Annotated in this window: 16 protein-coding genes; 12 read left to right on the forward strand and 4 right to left on the reverse strand. The window is 52.0% G+C overall.

The features are described 5' to 3' along the window. Positions 1-44: 44 nt before the first annotated feature. Positions 45-665 carry a YitT family protein gene (locus ABT58_RS03335; protein ID WP_373300196.1) on the reverse strand — a complete coding sequence of 207 codons (621 nt, stop codon included), beginning with the start codon at positions 663-665 and terminating at the stop codon, positions 45-47. A 461-nt stretch (positions 666-1,126) separates the two neighbouring features. Between ABT58_RS03335 and glyA the strand changes: the two genes are divergently transcribed. The 9 genes from glyA to pgpA all read left to right on the forward strand — a co-directional run bounded on the left by glyA (position 1,127) and on the right by pgpA (position 8,653). Beyond that, positions 1,127-2,377: a serine hydroxymethyltransferase gene (glyA, locus tag ABT58_RS03340; protein ID WP_047872957.1), complete on the forward strand. Its 1,251-nt coding sequence runs from the start codon at positions 1,127-1,129 to the stop codon at positions 2,375-2,377. A 195-nt stretch (positions 2,378-2,572) separates the two neighbouring features. After that, positions 2,573-3,022, forward strand: coding sequence for a transcriptional regulator NrdR (gene nrdR / locus ABT58_RS03345; protein WP_047872958.1), 450 nt, complete (start codon positions 2,573-2,575; stop codon positions 3,020-3,022). Positions 3,023-3,073: 51 nt separating this feature from the next. Then, a complete protein-coding gene (ribD, locus tag ABT58_RS03350) occupies positions 3,074-4,204 on the forward strand; it encodes a bifunctional diaminohydroxyphosphoribosylaminopyrimidine deaminase/5-amino-6-(5-phosphoribosylamino)uracil reductase RibD (protein ID WP_047872959.1) in 1,131 nt (376 codons plus the stop codon). A gap of 8 nt (positions 4,205-4,212) precedes the next feature. Beyond that, complete coding sequence (locus tag ABT58_RS03355; RefSeq protein WP_047872960.1) at positions 4,213-4,869, forward strand: riboflavin synthase; 657 nt, start codon at positions 4,213-4,215, stop codon at positions 4,867-4,869. 36 nt (positions 4,870-4,905) lie between these two features. Then, positions 4,906-6,009 carry a bifunctional 3,4-dihydroxy-2-butanone-4-phosphate synthase/GTP cyclohydrolase II gene (ribBA, locus tag ABT58_RS03360; RefSeq protein WP_047872961.1) on the forward strand — a complete coding sequence of 368 codons (1,104 nt, stop codon included), beginning with the start codon at positions 4,906-4,908 and terminating at the stop codon, positions 6,007-6,009. Positions 6,010-6,177: 168 nt separating this feature from the next. Continuing rightward, positions 6,178-6,648: a 6,7-dimethyl-8-ribityllumazine synthase gene (gene ribH / locus ABT58_RS03365; RefSeq protein ID WP_047872962.1), complete on the forward strand. Its 471-nt coding sequence runs from the start codon at positions 6,178-6,180 to the stop codon at positions 6,646-6,648. After that, a complete protein-coding gene (gene nusB / locus ABT58_RS03370) occupies positions 6,648-7,115 on the forward strand; it encodes a transcription antitermination factor NusB (protein ID WP_047872963.1) in 468 nt (155 codons plus the stop codon). The genes ribH and nusB overlap by 1 nt, the downstream gene beginning before the upstream one ends. Before the next feature lie 74 nt (positions 7,116-7,189). Then, the gene (gene thiL, locus ABT58_RS03375) at positions 7,190-8,164 is read left to right on the forward strand and encodes a thiamine-phosphate kinase (protein ID WP_047872964.1); all 975 of its coding nucleotides are present in this window, start codon (positions 7,190-7,192) and stop codon (positions 8,162-8,164) included. Between the two features lie 3 nt (positions 8,165-8,167). After that, complete coding sequence (pgpA, locus tag ABT58_RS03380; RefSeq protein ID WP_047872965.1) at positions 8,168-8,653, forward strand: phosphatidylglycerophosphatase A; 486 nt, start codon at positions 8,168-8,170, stop codon at positions 8,651-8,653. A 120-nt stretch (positions 8,654-8,773) separates the two neighbouring features. On the opposite strand, the gene dxs is transcribed toward pgpA, so the two are convergent. Genes dxs through xseB form a run of 3 tightly spaced genes read right to left on the reverse strand, consistent with a single transcriptional unit; the run spans position 8,774 to position 11,822 of the window. Further along, positions 8,774-10,660, reverse strand: a complete 1,887-nt coding sequence (gene dxs, locus ABT58_RS03385; RefSeq protein WP_047872966.1) for a 1-deoxy-D-xylulose-5-phosphate synthase — start codon at positions 10,658-10,660, stop codon at positions 8,774-8,776. A 24-nt stretch (positions 10,661-10,684) separates the two neighbouring features. Beyond that, complete coding sequence (ispA, locus tag ABT58_RS03390; protein ID WP_047872967.1) at positions 10,685-11,587, reverse strand: (2E,6E)-farnesyl diphosphate synthase; 903 nt, start codon at positions 11,585-11,587, stop codon at positions 10,685-10,687. Further along, complete coding sequence (gene xseB, locus ABT58_RS03395; protein ID WP_047872968.1) at positions 11,580-11,822, reverse strand: exodeoxyribonuclease VII small subunit; 243 nt, start codon at positions 11,820-11,822, stop codon at positions 11,580-11,582. The genes ispA and xseB overlap by 8 nt, the downstream gene beginning before the upstream one ends. A 338-nt stretch (positions 11,823-12,160) precedes the next feature. Here xseB and pomA point away from each other — a divergent pair, with 338 nt between their 5' ends. The 3 genes from pomA to thiI all read left to right on the forward strand — a co-directional run bounded on the left by pomA (position 12,161) and on the right by thiI (position 15,548). After that, entirely contained in the window at positions 12,161-12,922 is a 762-nt protein-coding gene (gene pomA, locus ABT58_RS03400; protein WP_047872969.1) for a flagellar motor protein PomA, read from the forward strand. Positions 12,923-12,930: 8 nt separating this feature from the next. Beyond that, positions 12,931-13,863 carry a flagellar motor protein MotB gene (locus ABT58_RS03405; protein WP_047872970.1) on the forward strand — a complete coding sequence of 311 codons (933 nt, stop codon included), beginning with the start codon at positions 12,931-12,933 and terminating at the stop codon, positions 13,861-13,863. 236 nt (positions 13,864-14,099) lie between these two features. Next, positions 14,100-15,548 (forward strand): tRNA uracil 4-sulfurtransferase ThiI, encoded by a 1,449-nt coding sequence (gene thiI, locus ABT58_RS03410; protein ID WP_047872971.1) that lies wholly within the window; start codon positions 14,100-14,102, stop codon positions 15,546-15,548. Positions 15,549-15,838: the final 290 nt, after the last annotated feature.

The following is a 15,838-nucleotide window of genomic DNA, read 5'->3' on the forward strand; positions in this document are numbered from 1 at the left end:
CCAAGGCTTCCGTTTTTTATATGTGTTCAGCGAGAGAGGCTAACTTATGAGGCCTGCTGGGCTTTTACACCGCCGGCATACCGTCCCGGTTTGTGGTTCATCGCCAGTACCAGGTTTAGCAGGAAGGCGCCGATCACCGAGTAGAATAGGGTGAGCGGGCTGACCAAGAAGAAAGACGCCACCAGAATCGTAAAGTCGATCCCCATCTGCAGTTTACCGGCTGACCAGCCAAATTTTTCCTGTAAAAACAGCACCAGTACGTTAAAGCCGCCCAGGCTGGTTTTGTGACGGAACAAGATCAACATGCCCAATCCCATCAAAATGCCGCCGATCATGGCACAGTACAGCGGTTCTAAATGGCTGATGGTGAGTACATGGTGCAGGTTATCGGTGATCACCGACACCAGGCCGCCAGAAATCACACTGGTGATAGCAAAACTGCGCCCCATGCGGAACCACGCCATCAGGTAGAACGGCGTGTTCATCATGAAATACAACTGGCCAAAAGAGAGGTCGATAAATTGGCTGACCAGCAGGGCTAAACCGGTTGTCCCACCGGTAAGCAAATGGGCTTGTTGCAAAAAGAACACACCTTGAGCCACGACAAAAGTGCCGGTCAAAATAGCGATAATGTTCTCTTTAGCTGAATGGGAATACGCGCTCAAAAATACACTCCTTATGGTTGAGGACGCCATGATAATGCGCATCATTAAAAAAGATGAGCCCGCCACAGAAAACAGTGTGTACGCAGGTGTTTACTTATGTTTACGCAGTTGTAAAAAATTAATTTACCTATTTTCTTGTCAATACCGAAAAAGAAACCGAAACAGAAGTGGCGAAAACTGTAAACGGAGAAATGAAAAAACGCACAAGATGAAAACAATTCATCCGCAAGTTGAAATAAATGCCAATAAAAAGTCACATTAGGACTACCTGATTTAGATCAATTTCTGTAAAATACGGCGTTACATACAGACATAACGAAAACGTTTGCGTCCCCATGACGCCTAGCTTGGCGGTTTTTCGTTTTTTTGCCAAAAAGTGTTTACCACCTAGGTTGTCAGCATGCCGTGCGACACGACACAGCGACACGAGGTTTGAATACGATCTGAGTCAGGAGAGACAGATGCTAAAGCGCGACATGAATATTGCTGATTATGACGCTGAGCTGTTTGCAGCTATCCAGGAAGAAACGGCGCGTCAGGAAGAGCACATCGAATTGATTGCTTCTGAGAACTACACCAGCCCACGCGTGATGGAAGCACAGGGCTCTCAGCTAACCAACAAATATGCGGAAGGTTACCCAGGCAAGCGTTACTACGGTGGCTGTGAATACGTCGATAAAGCCGAGCAACTGGCGATTGACCGTGCTTGTCAGCTGTTTGGCGCCGAGTACGCCAACGTTCAGCCACACTCTGGCTCTCAGGCAAACAACGCTGTTTACATGGCACTATTGAATGCCGGTGATACGGTACTGGGCATGAGCCTGGCACACGGTGGTCACCTGACACACGGCTCGCCAGTGAACTTCTCAGGCAAGCTGTACAACATCATTCCTTACGGCATCGACGAGCACGGTCAGATTGACTATGCAGAAGTGGAAGCGCTTGCGCTTGAGCACAAGCCAAAGATGATCATCGGTGGTTTCTCTGCGTATTCGCAAATCGTTGACTGGAAACGCATGCGTGAAATCGCAGACAAAGTCGGTGCCTACTTCTTCGTTGATATGGCACACGTCGCGGGTCTGATTGCGGCGGGTGTTTACCCAACACCAGTGCCACACGCACACGTTGTAACAACGACCACGCACAAAACGCTGGCGGGTCCTCGTGGTGGTTTGATCCTGTCTAACGAAGGTGAAGATCTTTACAAGAAACTGAACTCAGCGGTATTCCCGGGTGGTCAGGGTGGTCCTTTGATGCACGTGATTGCAGCAAAAGCGGTCGCGTTCAAAGAAGCGATGGAGCCAGAGTTTAAAGAGTACCAGGCGCGCGTGGTAGAAAACGCGAAAGTGATGGTGGGTGAATTCCTGGAGCGCGGTTACAAGATCGTATCTGGCAGCACTGAAAACCACCTGTTCCTGGTTGATTTGATCGACAAAGGCATCACCGGTAAAGAAGCGGATGCGGCACTGGGTGCGGCCAACATCACTGTAAACAAGAACAGTGTACCGAATGATCCACGCAGCCCGTTTGTGACCTCAGGTATCCGTGTGGGTACACCATCGATCACGCGTCGTGGTTTTACAGCGGAAGATGCGAAGCAACTAGCGGGTTGGATGTGTGACGTTCTGGATAACATTGATAACCCAGAAGTGATTGAAGCGACGAAAGCCAAGGTGCTGGAAATTTGTAAGCGCCTGCCGGTTTACGCGTAATCACAGCGAATAAATAGAAACATTTCCCCCTTTGTTAGGGCTTGCGTTCAGCAAGCCCTTTTTTTCATCTCATCCCAGATAAAGAAACGTATTAACCCTCGCCAATCCTACGCCTTCCGGCATAAATTTGGCGGGAAAAGGCGTACTCTCGTCATGAAATGGGTTACACTGAGGCGACGTAAATTAGGAGGCAAGATGCATTGTCCTTTTTGTGGTGCCAACGACACCAAAGTAATTGATTCCCGATTAGTCGCGGATGGCCATCAAGTGCGCCGTCGCCGTCAATGTCTTGCATGTAACGAACGTTACACCACGTTTGAAACGGCTGAATTGGTCATGCCTCGCGTGATCAAAAGTAATGGCAGCCGTGATCCGTTCAATGAAGATAAATTGCGCGGAGGCATTCAGCGTGCCTTGGAAAAACGTCCGGTCAGTACCGACGATATTGAACGTGCAATCAATACCATCAAGTCGCGACTCCGTGCGACAGGCGAGCGCGAAGTGCCGTCAGAAATGATCGGTAACCTCGTGATGGAAGCCTTAAAAGAGCTGGATAAAGTCGCTTATATTCGTTTTGCGTCCGTATACCGCAGCTTTGAAGATATTCGCGAGTTTGGTGAGGAAATCGCCAAGCTAGAAAAATAATTGCCGCCCGAAGCTTGCCTTCGGGCGCGTCACAGAAGAAAGCGACGTCACATGTTCTCATCTCTCGATCATGCCATGATGCAACGCGCCATCACGCTGGCAAAAAACGGTCAATTCACCACGGCGCCTAACCCTAACGTAGGCTGTGTGATTGCACACGGCGAAGAAATTGTCGGGGAAGGCTATCATTATCAGGCGGGTCAACCGCACGCAGAAGTGTTTGCATTACGTGCTGCCGGTGAGCGCGCACGCGGTGCGACCGCTTACGTGACCCTTGAGCCTTGCTCTCACTACGGGCGCACGCCGCCGTGTGCCGAAGCATTAGTGAAAGCAGGGGTGGGACGTGTGGTGTGTGCCATGGTCGATCCCAATCCGAAAGTGGCGGGACGTGGCGTGACCATTTTGCAGCAAGCGGGCATTGAGGTGCAGGTCGGCCTGTTAGAAGCCGATGCGCTGGCGTTGAATAAAGGCTTCATTCAGCGCATGAAAACCGGTCGTCCGTTTGTGCAATTGAAGCTGGCCGCCAGTCTGGATGGCCGCACCGCATTGGCCAATGGCAAAAGCCAGTGGATCACCAGTGCACCGGCCCGTGCCGATGTACAATGTTTTCGTGCCAAAGCCGGGGCGATTTTATCGACCAGTGCTACCGTATTGGCCGATGATCCGTCATTGAATGTCCGCTGGGCGGATTTGGGTGAGACGGTACAGCAACATTACCCAGAGGCGAATTTGCGCCAGCCTGTGCGTGTGATCATCGACAGCCAGAACCGCGTGACGCCGGCACACCGTTTGGTGTCGTTACCGGGGAAAACATTACTGGCTCGAGCAAATGCTGACACGCAGACGTGGCCGGAAGACGTGCAGCAGTTGGAAGTGGCGACAGAAGCCACGGGGCAGCTTGATCTGGTTGCGCTGATGGAGACCTTGGCGGCCCAAGACATTAACCATGTGTGGGTGGAAGCCGGTGCTGGTTTGGCGGGCGGTCTGCTTAAAGCGGGCTTGGTGGATGAGTTGATTGTCTATCAGGCGCCAAAACTGATGGGCAGTGACAGCCGTGGACTGATTGATTTGAACGGATTGACCGAGATGGCCGAGGTGCCGGCATTGGCGATCACTGATGTGCGTATGGTCGGGCCGGATATCCGCATCACCGCACGCATTAATACAACAGAACAGAAGTAAGGTAAGACATGTTTACTGGCATTATTGAAGCCGTTGGTACCATTACCGCGATCACGCCAAAAGGGCAGGATGTTTCCGTTACCGTGGATGCAGGCAAATTGGATCTGAGCGATGTCAAACTGGGTGACAGTATCGCGACCAATGGGGTGTGTCTGACGGTGGTGGCCTTAACCGGTCACGGATACGTTGCTGACTTGTCACTGGAAACCTTACACCGCACCGCGTTTACCCAGTACAAAGCGGGGCAAAAAGTGAATCTAGAAAAAGCCATGTTGCCGACCACCCGTTTTGGCGGTCACATGGTGTCGGGCCACGTGGATGAAGTGGCTGAAATCATTGAGCGTACCCACACCGGTCGCGCGATTGAATTTTGGGTGAAGGCGCCAGCGCACTTAGCCCGTTATATCTCCGAGAAAGGCTCTGTCGCGATTGATGGGATCAGCCTGACCGTTAACGCCTTACGCGGTGACGAATTTAAGTTAACTATCGTCCCACACACGGCATTGGAAACGACCATGGAGTCATTCAAGCCGGGCCGTAAGGTCAATTTGGAAGTGGACGTGATCGCCCGTTACCTGGAGCGTTTAATGCTGGGTGATAAGGCGGCCGAGAAAAAATCAGAACTGACAATGGATTTGCTGGCACGTAGCGGCTTCCTAGGTTAATGGACTCAAAGAATCAGTAATAGAGAAGGGTGTGTTATGGCATTAAGCAGCGCAAAGGACATCATTGAAGACATTCGTCAGGGCAAAATGGTGATTTTGATGGATGACGAAGATCGGGAAAACGAAGGGGACCTGATCATCGCCGCTGACAAGATCACACCAGAAGCGATTAACTTTATGGCCCGTCACGGCCGTGGTTTGATCTGCCTCACCCTGACCAAAGCTCGTTGTAAGCAGTTGAACCTGCCATTGATGGTGCAAGACAACACTGAGCAGTTCAGCACCAACTTCACCGTGTCCATTGAAGCGGCAGAAGGGGTGACCACCGGTATTTCCGCCGCCGATCGCGCCCGTACGGTGCAGGCAGCCGTTGCCGCCAATGCGAATGCGGCAGACATTGTGATGCCGGGACACATTTTCCCGCTGATGGCACAAGAAGGTGGCGTGCTGACTCGCGCTGGTCATACCGAAGCCGGTTGTGACATTGCCCGTCTGGCTGGGCTGGAGCCATCAAGCGTGATCGTGGAAATCCTCAATGAAGACGGCACCATGGCGCGTCGTCCGGATCTGGAAGTGTTTGCCGAAGAGCACGGTCTGAAATTGGGCACCATCGCCGATTTGATTGAGTACCGTAACAACAACGAAACCACCATCGAGCGCGTGGCACAGTGTGTCTTGCCGACCGAGTTCGGTGAGTTTGACATGATCACCTACCGCGACACCATTGATAACCAGATCCATTACGCACTGACGAAGCCGTCGGTGTCAGCAGACGCCGCGCCATTGGTGCGTGTGCATTTGCAAGATACCTTTAAAGACATTCTGCACTCTGGCGCGTCGCAGTGGACGTTACCTGCAGCCATGCAACGCGTTGCCAGCGAAGGCGGTGTGCTGGTGGTACTGAGCAAAGCAGACAGTCAGGAAGCGGTATTAACTAAAGTACGCCAGATGGCAGCGCAGACCGATGGCAAGCCAATGGTCAAAGTGAACGTGAAAGATCAGTCTCGTCAGGTTGGGGTCGGATCGCAGATTCTGGCGGATCTGGGCGTGTCGAAGATGCGTCTGCTGTCATCAAGCAACCAACGTTATCACTCGCTCTCAGGCTTTGGTCTGGAAGTGGTAGAATACATTTGTCAGTAAAAAGCCGTTGGGCGCGTCAGACGGCGCGCGCACGGACTTCGTTTTCATTATATACGGGTGAGAAACCGGCGAAAAACGCAGGCAAAGATGCGCATTGGTATCACATATAAAGTGTGATAGACTCCCGCAGTTTCTCATACTGGAAAAGACATAGTCACAGGAAGGCCCATGAAGGTAATTGAAGGCGCCATCGCGGCACCAAACGCAAAAGTTGCTATCGTAATTGCACGCTTCAACAGCTTTATCAACGAAAGTTTGCTAGCAGGCGCGCTAGATGCTCTGAAACGCCAGGGTCAAGTCAGTGATGACAACATCACTGTTGTACGTTGCCCAGGTGCTTACGAGCTACCTCTAGTTGCACAGCAAGTGGCTAAGAGCGATCGTTATGACGCTATCGTTGCGCTTGGCTCTGTGATCCGTGGCGGTACGCCGCATTTTGATTATGTTGCCGGTGAGTGTAACAAAGGTCTGGCGCAAATTGCTCTTGAGTACAACACTCCAGTAGCATTTGGCGTTCTGACTGTAGATTCTATCGAACAAGCCATTGAGCGTGCCGGTACCAAGGCTGGTAATAAAGGGGCAGAGGCTGCACTAAGCGCGCTCGAAATGGTGAATGTCCTGTCCCAAATCGAATCCTAATGGGGGTTACTGTGAAACCAGCCGCACGTCGTAATGCACGTCAGTTTGCTGTACAAGCTATTTATTCTTGGCAAATCACCAAAGACAATGTTGCTGACATTGAAATGCACTTCTTGTCAGGTGATAACTTTGAAGAAGAAGAGTTTAAGGCTGAAGCGCCTGCGCTTGCCGCTCCGCATACAGATGTTGCGTACTTCCGTGATCTGCTAACAGGTGTTGTACTGAACCATCAGGAACTGGACAGCAAGATGCGTCCATACTTGTCGCGTCCGCTACAGGATCTGGATCAGATGGAACTTGCGCTACTTCGTCTTGCTATGTACGAGATGCTTAAGCGTGATGACGTTCCATACAAAGTGGTGATCAACGAAGCTATCGAATTGGCGAAAGCCTTCGGTGCAGAAGACAGCCACAAGTTTGTTAATGGCGTGCTGGACAAAGCAGCGCCAACACTTCGCAAGAAGTAATCACGATATATTTTTCAAGGCCAGCATTGCTGGCCTTTTTTCTATCTTTTTTCTCTCCATGCAATAGAAGCATTATGGCTACCAACGAATTTGATCTTATTGCGCGTTATTTTGCGCATCAGGCGGTAAACCGCAAGGATGTGGCGTTGGCGATCGGTGACGATTGTGCAGTGCTGGATGTGCCTGTCGGCAGCCAGTTAGCAGTGAGTACTGACTCGTTAGTTGCTGGCACCCATTTTCTTTCTGAGGCCGATCCGGTGCGCGTGGCACACAAAGCCTTGGCCTCTAACTTAAGTGATTTGGCGGCCATGGGCGCGACCCCGGCGTGGGTGTCGTTGGCACTGACCATGCCGGAGCCGGACGAAGCTTGGCTGGCCGGGTTCTGTCAGGGCTTTTTTGCGTTGGCGGAATACTACAACGTGCAGCTCATCGGTGGGGATACCACCAAAGGGCCATTGAGCTTAACGCTGACCGTGCAGGGTTTTGTGCCACAAGGCAAAGCCCTGACCCGTTGTGGCGCCCAATCTGGCGACTGGATTTATGTGACCGGCACCCTGGGTGACAGCGCTGCTGGCCTGGCGTTGTTGCTGGGACAGAAAAGCGTGGATGATGCGGCATTGGCGGAGACCTTGATTGATCGTCACTATTGCGCTCAACCGCGTATTTTGGCCGGACAGGCTTTGCGTGGGATTGCGTCGGCAGCACTCGACATTTCTGACGGTTTAGTGTCTGATCTAGGACACATTTTGAAGCGCTCGGGTGTAGCGGCAGTGATCGAGGTGGACAAGTTACCCTTGTCTGAAGAGTTGCGCCGTTTTGAACCGGACGCGGAGAAAGCGAGTCAATTGGCGCTGACCAGTGGGGAAGAATACGAACTGTGCTTTACCGTACCGGAAGTGAACCGGGGCGCGGTGGAGACCGCACTGGCACATTGTGGCGTGAAGGCCACCTGTGTAGGGCAATTGCGTCCAGGGACAGGGATTACCTTATTCAACGCTGGAGAGGCCGTGGATTGGCAACTTCAGGGTTATGATCATTTTGCGGAGTAAAGCGTGGAGAACCCAAAAGCAAAACTGAAGATGAACAACCCGTGGCACTTGTTGGCGACGGGGTTTGGGAGCGGCCTGTCTCCGATCATTCCGGGAACGATGGGGACACTGGCGGCGATCCCGCTATATCTGCTGATTGCCCAGTTACCGTTTGCGGTTTACCTGCTGATCATCCTGGTGTCGGCGATCATCGGTATTCGTATTTGTCAGAAAACCTCTGACGATATGGGCGTACACGATCACGGCAGTATTGTGTGGGACGAATTCGTGGGCTTTTGGATCACCATGGCGATTGCGCCGGCGGTGACCTGGCAGTGGGTACTGGCAGGCTTCGTGCTGTTCCGCTTCTTTGACATGGTAAAGCCATGGCCGATCAGCTGGCTGGACAAGCACGTACACGGCGGCTTCGGTATCATGGTTGATGACATTCTGGCAGGCTTGATGGCAATGATTGCGCTGTGGGGCGTGGGTTACTGGTTTGGCTGGTAAGCCGTAGCCAGAAAAGACCGGGTCAGGAAAACAGCCTGATAATAAAAAACCGCGCATTGCGCGGTTTTTTTGTGACTGAAGCCATCGGCCCTTATCGCCGATGTGCTTAGCTTTTTAGCGTTAGCTTTCGATGTAAGCGCGGATCTGTTTCTCGATACCCGCCGCATCAATCTCCAGCATCGCATGCAGTTCAGCTTGTGTGCCTTGCTCAATGAAGCGATCCGGCAAGCCAAGATTTAACACCGGCTTGAGGATTTTCTGTTTCATCAGGAACTCATTCACACCGCTCCCCGCACCGCCGGCAATGGCGTTTTCTTCCAGCGTCACCAGCACATCGTGCGTAGCGGCCAATTCCAGAATCAAACTTTCATCCAGTGGTTTCACAAAGCGCATGTCAGTTACGGTTGCATCGAGCGACTCTGCTGCGTCCAGCGCATAGCTGAGCAACGTACCAAAGCTTAAGATCGCCACGCGAGGGGCTTTCGCTTCAGCCGCTTGCTGGCTTTCACGGCGTACCACACCTTTACCGATTGGCAGAGCCGCCATCTCGGTGGTTGGTGTTACGCCTGTGCCGCTGCCGCGTGGGTAGCGTACGGCACTCGGTCCTTGGTGCATGTGGCCGGTGTACAGCATCTGGCGACATTCGTTTTCATCGCTTGGCGTCATGATCACCATGTTCGGGATACAACGCATAAAGCTCAAATCAAACGAGCCTTGGTGCGTTTGACCGTCTGCGCCTACCAAGCCGCCACGGTCAATGGCAAACATCACCGGCAGATCCATGATCGCCACATCGTGGATCAACTGATCGTAACCACGCTGCAGGAAGGTCGAGTAAATCGCCACCACCGGGTGGTAACCGCCAATGGCCATACCGGTTGCCAGCGTGACTGCGTGCTGCTCGGCAATGGCGACATCGAAGTACTGATCCGGATACGCTTTCGAGAAAGCGACCATGCCAGATCCTTCACGCATGGCTGGTGTGATTGCCATCAGCTTGTCGTCTTGCGCGGCCATGTCACACAGCCAGTCACCAAAAATGTTAGAGAACGTTGGTTGGCTCTTGGCTTTTGGAATAGGGTTCTGGGTCAGATCGAATTTCGGTACCGCGTGGTAGTTGATTGGATCTGCTTCAGCAGGAGCGTAGCCTTTGCCTTTTTTAGTCATAATGTGCAAGAACTGCGGACCTTTCATGTTGCGCATGTTCTTGATGGTTTTGACCAGTTCCACCACATCGTGACCGTCAACCGGACCGATGTAGTTAAAGCCCAGCTCTTCAAACATGGTGCCAGGAACCACCATGCCTTTCAGGTGCTCTTCTGCACGTTTGACCAATTCTTTGATCGGTGGCGCGCCCGACAGCACTTTCTTTCCACCTTCGCGGATCGTGGTGTACAGGTTGCCAGAAAGCAGACGTGCCAAATGATTATTCAGCGCGCCGACGTTTTCTGAAATCGACATTTCGTTGTCGTTCAGGATCACCAGCATGTCCGGGTGAATGTCACCGGCGTGGTTCATGGCTTCAAACGCCATGCCTGCGGTGATCGCGCCATCGCCGATCACGCTGACCACCTTGCGGCCTTCGCCTTCTTTCTCGGCGGCAATCGCCATGCCCAAACCGGCACTGATTGAGGTCGATGAGTGACCCACCGACAACACGTCGTATTCGCTTTCTTCGCGCCACGGGAACGGATGCACACCGCCTTTTTGACGGATGGTGCCCATTTTCTCACGGCGGCCAGTTAGAATTTTGTGCGGGTATGCTTGATGGCCCACATCCCAGATCAGGTGATCAAACGGGGTGTTGTACACATAATGCAAAGCCACTGTCAGCTCGACCGCGCCGAGGCCAGAGGCAAAGTGCCCACTGCTTTGGCTGACTGACTTAAGTAAATAGGTGCGTAATTCTTCACATACTGCAGGCAGGCTTTCTACCGGCAGCAGACGCAGTTCATCCGGCGTGTTAGCCAGAGCCAGATGAGGGTATTTTGATATATCCAATGTCATAACATTCACGGCGCTTTACTGTTATTAGTTATTGCGCTCGATGACGTATCGGGCAAAAACTGCTAATTGTTCTGTATTGTACGGTATCGCTTCGAGTGCGCGCAGCGCTTGCTGATACAGTTGTTGCGCTTTTGCCTGAGCGCCATCCAACCCGAGAAGAGCAGGATAGGTACTTTTTTCCAGCTCGATATCCGACCCCTGAGGTTTCCCTAAGGTCTGTGTATCACTTATTACGTCAAGAATATCGTCTTGGACTTGAAAGGCCAATCCAATTGCGTCGGCGTAGTCATCCAGCTGTGGCAATACCGCCACGCCTTTTTCGCCGGCGGCCAGTGCACCGAGGCGTACCGCACAGCGGATCAGCGCACCGGTTTTGTGGCGATGGATGGTTTCCAATTGGGCGAGATCGACCTGTTTGCCTTCGGCATCCAAATCTAACGCTTGTCCCATGCACATGCCGCGCGCGCCAGAGGCTGTTGCCAGCTCTTTGATCATGGCGACACGTTGGCGTTCACCGTCCTGACTGAGAAGACCACTGGCCATAATTTCAAACGCCAGTGTTTGTAGGGAGTCCCCTGCAAGGATAGCAGTCGCTTCATCAAACGCGACATGGCAGGTTGGCTGACCGCGACGCAGATCATCATCGTCCATCGCCGGCAAATCATCGTGGATCAGGGAATAGGCATGAATGCATTCCACCGCAGCGGCTGGGGTGTCCAGTGCATCGCGCTCTGCGCCCAGCATTTCGCCGGTCACATAGGTCAGAAAAGGACGTGCGCGTTTGCCACCCAGAAGTGTGCCGTGTTTCATCGCTTGGATCAGAGCAAGGTCGGCAAACGGTTGAGTGTCAAGCCACTGACCGAGGTGAGCATTATTGCGGTTTTGGTAGTCCAGCAGGGACTGTGACAGAGAGGGCATGTTATTCATTGCTGCTGTCAAACTCTGTCAGAGGAGCGTTGTCATCCGCCTGAAGCAGGATCTCAACGCGTTGTTCAGCTTGGGTTAGCTTGAGTTGGCTATTTCTAGCCAGGGCAATCCCGCGCTCAAATTTCTTCAGCGCCTCTTCCAGAGGGATATCACCGGATTCAAGCTCGTGCACGATGTTGTCTAGTTCATCAAGTGCGGCTTCAAAAGCCATATTTTCAGGTTTTTTGGCTGCCATAGTGGTGTCGCTTCTTTTATTTTGCTCGAAAAAATAGCGTAGAGCGGAATCAGGGTCAAATTATCTCACAGGAATCTGTGTGACAGACAGTAATTTTCATCTTTTCACCCCCAGAAAGCTAAATCAAACAGGGATGGTGCCGATAGATATCCTATTGACGCGCGGGGTGAACCGGTAAAAGGCATGAAAAAACAGAGGGAAATCCTCTGGATGATGGCGAGAACGGTGAATCAATGTCTTGTGGTGAATGACGTCGCTATGAAAGGGCGCAACACCCAGATACAATGCGCAACTGTAAACTCACTCGCAAATAAATGTAACAGACCGGAGACTATCAAGTGGATTTGGCGACCCTTATAGGATTAATTGGATCGTTTGCCTTTGTCATCATGGCGATGGTGCTCGGCGGCAGCCTGAGCATGTTTGTCGATACTCAGTCGATCCTGATCGTGTGTTGTGGTTCGATGTTTGTTGCGTTGATGCAATACAACATCGGCCAGTTTTTAGGGGCGGCAAAAATTGCAGCAAAAGCATTTATTTTCAAGATTGATAATCCTGAAGATTTGATCGCGAAAATTGTCGAAATGGCTGATGCGGCACGTAAAGGCGGTTTTCTGGCGTTGGAAGAAATGGAAGTGGATAACTCCTTCCTGCGCAAAGGTGTGGATTTGCTGGTGGACGGTCACGATGCCTCGGTGGTGCGTGCCACGCTGGAAAAAGACATCGGTCTGACCAATGAGCGTCACGAGCAAGGGATCAGTATTTTTAAAGCGTTGGCGGAAGTGGCGCCAGCGATGGGTATGATCGGGACCCTGGTCGGTTTGGTGGCCATGCTGTCTAACATGGATGACCCAAAATCCATCGGTCCGGCGATGGCGGTCGCCCTGTTGACCACGCTGTACGGTGCGGTGATGGCGAACATGCTGTTGTTGCCGATTGCAGCCAAGTTGGGTCTGCGTAAAGACGAAGAGAAATTGAATCGCCGTTTAATTCTGGACGGTGTGCTGGCGATCCAAGACGGGCAAAACCCGCGTGTGATTGACGGTTACCTGAAAAACTACCTCCAAGAAAAGAAACGGATCGTCAACGTTGACGAATAAGGTACGTAATGGATCAAGAACATAAGTGTCCACCGCCGGGATTGCCGGCCTGGATGGCGACGTTTTCCGATCTGATGACGCTGTTGATGTGCTTTTTCGTACTCTTGCTGTCGTTTTCTGAGATGGATGTGCTGAAATTCAAGCAAATCGCCGGCTCGATGAAATACGCCTTCGGTGTGCAGAACATGCTGGAAGTGAAAGACATTCCGAAAGGGACCAGTGTGATCGCGCAAGAGTTTCGCCCCGGTCGACCGGAGCCGACGCCGATTGAAGTGATCATGCAGCAGACCATCGACATGACGCAACGGACGCTCGATTTTCACGAAGGGGAATCGGATCGCGCAGGCGGCACACGCCGTGATGCGGGCAACCTGACCGGTGGCCAGAGTGCAGAAATTGCCACAGAGCAGAATCAGAACAATGAATCTGACCGGCAGCAGGCGCAGCAAGAGTTGATGGAAACCATCCAGAAAGCCCTGGAGCAGGAGATCACCGAAGGGGCGGTGGAGTTGGAAGATTTGGGTCAGCAGTTGGTGATCCGCATTAAAGAGCAGGGTGCGTTTCCCGCTGGCTCTGCGTTCTTGCAACCCAAGTTCCGTCCGTTGGTACAGCAAATTGCCCATTTGGTGAAAGATGTACCGGGTACGGTACGGGTGAGTGGTCACACGGATAACCAGAAACTGGACTCGGAATTGTATCGCTCCAACTGGGATCTCTCGGCCCAGCGTGCGGTGTCTGTGGCGCAGGAGATGGAAAAGGTCAAAGGGTTTGATCACTATCGCTTGCGTGTGGTCGGCCTGGCGGATACCCAGCCTATCGGAGATAACCGAACGGCAGCAGGGCGTCGGGCGAACCGTCGGGTGGAAATTTCCATCATGCAGGGAGAGCCGCATTACTCACCACCGATCAGTAGCGCAGACGGCAGTACGACGACCCCGTAAACGTGAACAATCAAATCTAACAGCCCGCCGAGGGATCCTCGGCGGGCTTTTTTGTGGCGGAAGAAAAATAGTGCCTACACTATAGGTAATCGTCGCTGTTCACGGCTTTGCTGACACTTGGGTCGATATCCTTGTTTCAGCCAAGGTCGGCTTGCTGTATAATTCGCGCCTTTGATCCCATGTGGTCCCTGTGATCCCATATCTGTAGTGTTTGGCCCAGTAAAGCGAAGCGTGTTATGAAATTTATCGTTAAACCCCATCCTGAAATTTTTGTAAAAAGCGAATCGGTGAAGAAGCGTTTTATCAAAATTTTGGATTCCAACATTCGCATTATCCTGCAGCGTTTGTCTGAGTCAGTAGCGGTTCATAACCGTCGTACCTACATTGAAGTGGTCGCCAGTGATGACAGCCAGCGTGAGCAGGTACTTGAAGTGCTGACGCAAACGCCGGGTATCCACCATGTATTGGAAGTGGAGCAAACCCTGTTTACCGATCTGCACGATATTTACGAGCAGACGTTGGCGCGTGTACGTGATGATCTGGAAGGCAAAACCTTCTGTGTGCGTGCTAAGCGTGTGGGTAAGCATGACTTTACCTCTATCGAGCTTGAGCGTTACGTGGGCGGCGGTTTGAACCAAGCGGTTGAATCGGCGTCTGTGAAGCTGAAGAACCCAGATATCACTGTACGTGTGGAAGTCTCACACGATGAGCTGAATCATGTATTGGCACGTCATAAAGGTCTGGGCGGTTTCCCGCTGGGCACACAGGAAGACGTACTGAGCCTGATCTCGGGTGGTTTTGACTCGGGTGTTTCCAGCTACCTGCACATCAAACGCGGCAGTAAAGTGCACTACTGTTTCTTCAACTTGGGCGGTCCTGCGCACGAGATTGGCGTGAAGCAAGTGGCACACTACTTGTGGAAGAAATACGGTTCTTCTGCCAAAGTAAGATTTATCGCGATTGATTTCGATCCGGTTGTGGGTCAGATCCTTGAAAACATTGATGACGGCCAGATGGGCGTGGTTCTGAAGCGTATGTTCATGCGTGCTGCGGGCATGGTGGCAGAGCGTTTCGGTATTCAGGCACTGGTAACGGGTGAAGCACTGGGTCAGGTATCTAGCCAGACTCTGACTAACTTGCGCCACATTGACGGTGTGACTGATTCGCTGATCCTGCGTCCACTGATCAACTGGGATAAAGAAGACATTATCAATGTTGCTCGTGAGATCGGTACAGAAGACTTCGCGAAAACCATGCCTGAATTCTGTGGTGTGATTTCTAAGAGTCCAACCGTGAAAGCCGTGAAAGCGAAACTGGAAGCAGAAGAAGCCAAGTTCGACTTCACCATCCTTGAGCGTGTGGTTGCTGAGGCCCGTATTATGGACATCCGTGATATCGAGAAAGAGAGCCAAGAGAAAGCCCCTGAAATCGAACTGGTTGATCAGATCGATGCCGGTGCTATCGTGCTTGATATCCGTAGCCCAGACGAAGAAGACGAGAACCCATTGGAGCTAGAGAACGTGGAAGTGAAACACCTGCCGTTCTACAAACTAGCGACCCAGTTTGGTGATCTGCCTCAGGACAAGACGTACCTGCTTTACTGTGACCGTGGCGTAATGAGCCGTCTTCAGGCGCTATACCTGAAAGAAAATGGTTTCAACAACGTGAAAGTGTACCGCCCATAATGGGGTGTTAACTCTTTAGTTGTGATAAAAAACGAGCGCTTCGGCGCTCGTTTTTTTGTGAGCATCAGGGGCGAGTTATGCTTCGCGCCGAGGGACGAGTAAGAGCGGAAAAGCAAAAGCGGATTTAAAGCTGACCTGTGATCCTATGGAAAAGAGCTTGCACTTATGATGGAATTTTGAATTCTGCCCACAGAACCACAGAACCACAGAACCACAGAACCACAGAACCACAGAACCACAGAACCACAGAACCACAGAACCACACCACCAAAGAACCACACCACAACAAA

The organism is Photobacterium aphoticum, assembly GCF_001029435.1.
In the GTDB taxonomy this organism is placed as follows: Bacteria; Pseudomonadota; Gammaproteobacteria; order Enterobacterales; family Vibrionaceae; genus Photobacterium; species Photobacterium aphoticum.